Origin of the sequence: Alkaliphilus pronyensis, assembly GCF_009017275.1 — a bacterium.
GTDB classification, from domain to species: domain Bacteria; phylum Bacillota; class Clostridia; order Peptostreptococcales; family Natronincolaceae; genus Alkaliphilus_C; species Alkaliphilus_C pronyensis.
Map to the genome: position 1 here is coordinate 119,350 of NZ_WBZC01000012.1, position 6,329 is coordinate 125,678.

4 protein-coding genes are annotated in these 6,329 nt (G+C 36.3%); all 4 read right to left on the reverse strand.

Annotated elements, in window-relative coordinates; translation table 11 throughout:
- Positions 1-5: 5 nt before the first annotated feature.
- The 4 genes from ftcD to F8154_RS04450 all read right to left on the reverse strand — a co-directional run bounded on the left by ftcD (position 6) and on the right by F8154_RS04450 (position 6,154).
- Positions 6-902 carry a glutamate formimidoyltransferase gene (gene ftcD / locus F8154_RS04435; RefSeq protein ID WP_151860388.1) on the reverse strand — a complete coding sequence of 299 codons (897 nt, stop codon included), beginning with the start codon at positions 900-902 and terminating at the stop codon, positions 6-8.
- 74 nt (positions 903-976) lie between these two features.
- Complete coding sequence (locus tag F8154_RS04440) at positions 977-3,007, reverse strand: urocanate hydratase (RefSeq protein ID WP_151860389.1); 2,031 nt, start codon at positions 3,005-3,007, stop codon at positions 977-979.
- Between the two features lie 21 nt (positions 3,008-3,028).
- Positions 3,029-4,708, reverse strand: coding sequence for a formate--tetrahydrofolate ligase (locus F8154_RS04445; RefSeq protein ID WP_151860390.1), 1,680 nt, complete (start codon positions 4,706-4,708; stop codon positions 3,029-3,031).
- Between the two features lie 393 nt (positions 4,709-5,101).
- Complete coding sequence (locus F8154_RS04450; RefSeq protein ID WP_151860391.1) at positions 5,102-6,154, reverse strand: HD-GYP domain-containing protein; 1,053 nt, start codon at positions 6,152-6,154, stop codon at positions 5,102-5,104.
- Positions 6,155-6,329 lie beyond the last annotated feature (175 nt).

Here is a 6,329-nt window from a genome sequence, read left to right on the forward strand (position 1 = left end):
TTATATCACTCCATTATCCTAGTTTCTAAGACCTGCTCCATAGAAAAGTCTTCTACCCCTAGATAATAAACAGCAGTATCTATTAATGCTTCCATTGGTAGTAAACCAATAATTTCACTTCCTACAACATTAACTCCATATCTTTTAGCTTCTATTCTAATAAGCTCAAATACCCTATATAATGCTGTTTTTGAATAATCCGTCATATTCATTGAAACCTGTACAATACCACGTTCCTTTAACTCAATGCCTATAGCCTTACAATATCTTAATCCGCCACTTAAGAATCTTACATTTTTAGATATTTTGTTTGCTACCTCAAGATTATTGGTATCTAGGTTTACATTGAAGGCAACCAATGGCATTCTTGCTCCTATTGCTGTAACACCTGCTGTTTCATGGGGTGTAGCTGGTCCGAAATCTGGTTTCCATTCTGGCTGTTGTAGTTTATCCTTCATACCCTCATATTCACCTTTTCTTACCTTAGCAAGATTTTCTCTCTCTGGGGCTGATGCAGCCTTTTCATACAGGAAAATTGGTAGCTTGTATTTATCTGCTGCTACTTGGGCAACCTCCTTTGCCAGCTCTATAGCCTCTGTCATGCTTACGTTTTTAACTGGTATAAAGGGTACAACATCTATTGCTCCCATACGGGGATGCTGTCCTTCATGACTTCTCATGTCTATAACCTCAATAGCCACTTCCATAGCCTCTAGCATAGCAGCCTTAAGGGCCTCTGGCTCTCCTACCACAGTAACAACAACTCGGTTATGATCCTCATCTCTACTGTAATCCAGTAGCTTTACACCCTTCTTTCCCCTAAAGGGGTTTACTATTTTTTCTATTTTTTCTAGGTCTCTTCCTTCACTGAAGTTTGGAACGCATTGAACAATCTTCTTCATTTTTAAAGCCTCCCTTTTAAAGAGCAGGAAAAGCATTTCCTGCCCATATTAATGTATTTTTGAAACTAGAGTCATTATTTATTGTTTAAAGCCTTTGTCACTACATCCTTTATAAGTGACTCATTAGGTATATATGGTAGAGTTATATGGCTCTTATTATCTTGATTATGGTTAAATTCCATGCTTGTAGTTATAGAGTTTTCATTTCTAGCCCAAGCTCTTCTTGCTACTCCTCCCATAACATCCCAAGGCATAGCTGAGCTAAGGATTCTGTCAACTCTTTCACTACCGTCTAAAACCATACCAAAGCCACCATTAATAGATTTACCAATACCAACACCACCACCATTATGAAGTGCTATTAAGCTCATTCCTCTTGCGGCATTACCAGCAAAGCATTGGGTAGCCATATCAGCCATTACATTACTACCGTCCTTAATGTTTGCAGTTTCACGGAAGGGTGAATCTGTACCACTAACATCGTGGTGGTCTCTACCCAGCATAATTGGTCCTACTTCACCATTTCTAACCATCTCATTAAACCTTAATGCTATTCTTGTTCTACCCTCTGCATCTTGATAAAGAATTCTGGCTTGAGTTCCTACAACAAGCTGATTTTTTTCTGCATCCCTTATCCATACATAGTTATCTCTATCCTGTCCTCTTCTTTCTGGGTCAATGCAATCCATAGCTGCTTTGTCGGTTTTTACAAGGTCTTCATGTTCTCCACTAAGGCAAACCCATCTGAAGGGCCCATATCCATAATCAAAAAGCTCAGGTCCCATAATATCTTCTACATATGAAGGGAATATAAACCCATCCTTTTCATCTATTCCATTTTTGGATATTTCTTTTACTCCAGCGTCATAAACAGCCTTCATAAAGGAATTTCCATAGTCAAAGAAATATGTTCCACCTTCAACAAGCTTTTTAATTAAGTAAAAATGCTTTTTAAGGGTTTCATCTACCAGCTCTTTGAACTTATCCCTATCAGTTCTTAACATTTTTGTTCTTTCCTCAAATGTTAATCCCTGTGGACAATAGCCTCCATCATAAACTGCATGGCACGAGGTTTGATCAGATAAAAGCTCTATTTTGATGTTATTGTCAACTGCATATTCTAATAAATCTACAATATTACCCTCATAGGCTATTGAAATAGGCTCTCGCTTCTGTTTGTATTCTTCTGCAACTCTAAATACTTCCTTTAAATCATTTGTAGCAACACTAACCCAACCCTGACTATGTCTAGTTTCAATTCTTGATGGATCTACCTCTGCAATTATTCCAACACCATTGGCAATTTCTACTGCCTTTGGCTGAGCTCCACTCATGCCACCAAGACCAGAGGAAACAAATAGCTTACCCCTTAAGTCTTCCTCTTGTCCTAGACCTAGCTTTAATCTACCTGCATTCAAAAGTGTGTTAAAGGTACCGTGGACTATTCCTTGTGGTCCAATATACATCCATCCACCAGCAGTCATTTGCCCATAATTGGCAACTCCCATTTGCTCTGCTATATCCCAATCCTTTAGATTATCAAACATTCCTATCATTAATGAATTAGTGATTATAACCCTAGGGCTTTGAGTTGAGGATTTAAACAGTCCCAAGGGATGTCCAGAGGATATAACTAGGGTTTGTTCATTAGTTAATTCCTCTAAGTATTTTTTTATTAGTCTATACTGCATCCAATTTTGACATACCCTTCCTGTTTCACCGTAGGTTACGAGCTCGTAGGGATATAACGCTACATCAAAATCTAAATTGTTATCTATCATAACCTGAAAGGCTTTTCCTTCTATACATTTGCCCTTATACTCATCTATTGACTTAGCCTTGATGTTACCCTCTGGTCTAAATCTATAGCCATAAATTCTGCCCATTGTCATAAGCTCTTCCATAAACTCTGGCGCTAATACTTGGTGTAGCTCCTCTGGAACATATCTTAATGCGTTTTTAAGAGCTATTTCCGTTTGCTCTGGTGATAGCTTAAATCCTCTGTCTGGTGCTCGTCTAATACCTTGAATAAATTCAGGCATTTCTGGTAGTTTGCTTTCTAGCTTTATTGTCATTGCCTCGTTTATCATTCTATTGTTTACCATGCTTTTCTCCCCTTTTTTTCATTAGAATAAACCAGTTATTACACCTTTATCATCTATATCCATTCTATCGGCAGCAGGTACTTTGGGTAAACCTGGCATTGTCATAATGTCTCCTGTTAGACATACAATAAACCCTGCTCCTGCTGATACTTTTACTTCCTTAACAGTTATTTTAAAGCCCTTTGGTGCCCCTAAAAGTGTAGGATCATCCGATAAGGAATATTGAGTTTTTGCCATACAAATAGGTAGCTTATCTAAGCCCATCTCCTGCAGCTTTTGAATTTGCTTTTTTGCTTTTCCTGTGAAGATTACTCCATCTCCACCATATATTTCTGTTACAATTGTGTTTACTTTATCTGGTATTGATGCCTCAGCTTCATATAATGGCTTATAGTTGGAGGTTTCATTTTCCACCATGTCTACTAGCACCTTAGCCATTTCTGCTCCACCAGCTCCACCTTTAGCCCATACGTCATTAAGGGCAACCTTTACTCCTGAGTCTTTACATAGCTCCATCAGTAGATTTATTTCTGCCTCTGTGTCATTAAAGAACTTATTAACAGCCACCATTACAGGTAATCCAAACTTTGTTATATTCTCAACCTGCTTTGCAAGATTTACAAAGCCTGCCTTTAGGGCCTCTAGGTTTTCTTTCCCTAACTCTGCTTTAGCTACACCACCATGCATTTTTAAAGCCCTTATAGTTGCTACAATAACCACTGCCGCTGGCTTTAACTGACCATATCTACACTTAATGTCTAGGAACTTCTCAGCCCCTAGGTCTGCTCCAAAGCCTGCCTCTGTAACTAAGTAATCACCAAGCTTTAAGCCTAGTTTTGTTGCTATGATACTGTTACAGCCATGGGCGATATTTGCAAATGGTCCACCATGAATTAAGGCAGGAGTATTTTCTAAGGTTTGAACAAGATTTGGCTTAATTGCATCCTTTAAGAGAAGTGCCATAGCTCCATGTACATTTAAGTCTGAAGCAGTAATTGGACTTCCAGCTCTAGTATATGCTACAACCATTCTGCCTAACCTTTCTTTTAAGTCCATTAAATCGCTGGCTAAGCATAATACTGCCATTACCTCTGATGCAACAGAGATCATAAAGCCATCCTGTCTAACGAAGCCATTGGGCTTTCCTCCAAGTGCAACTACAACCTCACGTAATGCTCTATCATTCATATCAAGTACACGTTTCCAAACTATTTGTCTAGTATCAATATCTAAGCTATTTCCCTGATGAATATGGTTGTCGATGGCAGCTGATAAAAGGTTATTTGCTGTTGTTATGGCGTGCATATCTCCAGTAAAGTGCAGGTTAATATCCTCCATTGGCACTACTTGAGCATGCCCTCCACCAGCAGCACCTCCCTTAACTCCAAAAACAGGACCTAGAGATGGCTCTCTTAATGCTATACATGCTTTTTTACCTATCTTATTTAGGGCTTGTCCTAGTCCAACAGTTGTTGTAGACTTACCCTCACCTGCAGGTGTAGGATTAATAGCTGTTACTAAAACCAGTTTTCCATCAGGCTTGTCCTTTAACCTATCAAAAATGCTTAAGTTTATTTTCGCCTTATATTTACCGTATAGCTCCAGCTCATCCTCCTCTACATTCCATTCATTAGCAATTTCTGTGATTGGCTTCATTTTTGCCTGCTGAGCAATTTCAATGTCGCTTAACACCTTTGTCATTTCAAACCACCCTTTCATTTTTAGATATTTATTTATTCTTTAAAATTAACATTCAACATTTCTTTTATGGTTTGTATTTTGCTGTTTTTCATTCAACATTCAATATTTAACATTCATCATTTCTTTTTTCTTTTCTCTCTTAACTCTTAATTCTCAACTCTTAACTCTTAATTCTTAACTCTTAACTCTTAATTCTTAACTCTTAACTCTTAATTTTGCTTTATGGTTTTGATTCTTACTTACCTATTCCTTATTACTTGCTTTTATGGTTTTCAATTTTCAATTTTCTTTTATTTTATCAATCCACCGTCTATATTCCGTCTAATAATAAAAAAACAGATGGATTATTCCATCTGAATTATTGACTTATATTAACTTCAAACAAATCTTTGCTTATGCTAAAACCTTTCTAATGCTATTTTTAAGCTGCTTTTTTAAGTCTATTATCCTGCTTCTTCTATTTGCATTTTTATAGTCACTATATACCTGAATTATAGGACGTGTTGGTAATTCTAAATTTGCTTCTATTACCACACCCTTATCCCCAGATTCCAATAAAACGTGGGTGCCTATAGGATATATATTTATACGTTTTAAAAGAACCTTTAATATTTCTAAATCGAATTGCTTATTGCCTAATGCAACTATATATTCTATGGCATTATGGGGTGAAATTTTTTCTCTGTAGGGTCTATTGGAGGTTAGTGCATCAAAAACATCACAAATGGCAACAATTCTAGCATATTCATGGATTTCCTTGCCCTTCAATCCACTTGGGTAGCCTGTACCATCATAGCGCTCGTGATGATCTCTTACAATTATACATGAATCCTCTGATACACCATCAATATACTTAATTATGTTATAGCCCTCTGTAGAATGCTTTTTTATTTCTTCATATTCACAACTATTTAATATACTGGGCTTTTTTAATATGCTTGACGGGGTTAAAACCTTCCCAACATCATGTAAAAGGGCTCCTATGCCTAAATCCTCTAATTGCTGTTTAGAGTAGTTTAATTCTACACCTATTACTAAAGCATATACACAAACATAAAGGCTGTGCTGAAAGGTGTAGTCATCTATACCTCTAATATCGGTGACATATAAAATTATGTTCTTTTTACTTAGTAGCTTCGTAATTATATCATTGACTATTTTAACAATCTTATCATATTTATCAGTATCAAAATAATTAAAGCTTTTCATAAATTTTTCAATATCCCTTAGGGCTTCCTTAGTTGTTTCCTTAGAGATGATTTCAGCATAATTTGATTTTTTATCCCACTCTACATAAATATACTCAATACCGTAATTAACAAGCTTCGATATATACTGCTTTTTCAACATATTCCCTTTATCTATAAGAAGCTTTCCAGCATCATCATAAACTGGCTTAGCTATGTACATCCCAATATCCACGGAAGAAAGATGCATCTTTATCATCAATTAACCTCCTTTACTGTCAAATAATGTCTATATAGGCCGAAAATTAATTAAAACTAAAATCTTTAAATACATATTCAACAATTTACATAAAATACCTGTATTATTCGAGGTTTTTTTTTATTAAATTTATGAAATAGTTCTATATTACTATATAATAAAGTAGGGTAACTAT

Bases quoted from the DNA above. Each gene is read 5' to 3' on its own strand.
- F8154_RS04450 (WP_151860391.1), bottom strand. From the start codon at position 6,154: ATGATAAAGATGCATCTTTCTTCCGTGGATATTGGGATGTACATAGCT.
- F8154_RS04445 (WP_151860390.1), bottom strand. From the start codon at position 4,708: ATGACAAAGGTGTTAAGCGACATTGAAATTGCTCAGCAGGCAAAAATG.
- ftcD (WP_151860388.1), bottom strand. From the start codon at position 902: ATGAAGAAGATTGTTCAATGCGTTCCAAACTTCAGTGAAGGAAGAGAC.
- F8154_RS04440 (WP_151860389.1), bottom strand. From the start codon at position 3,007: ATGGTAAACAATAGAATGATAAACGAGGCAATGACAATAAAGCTAGAA.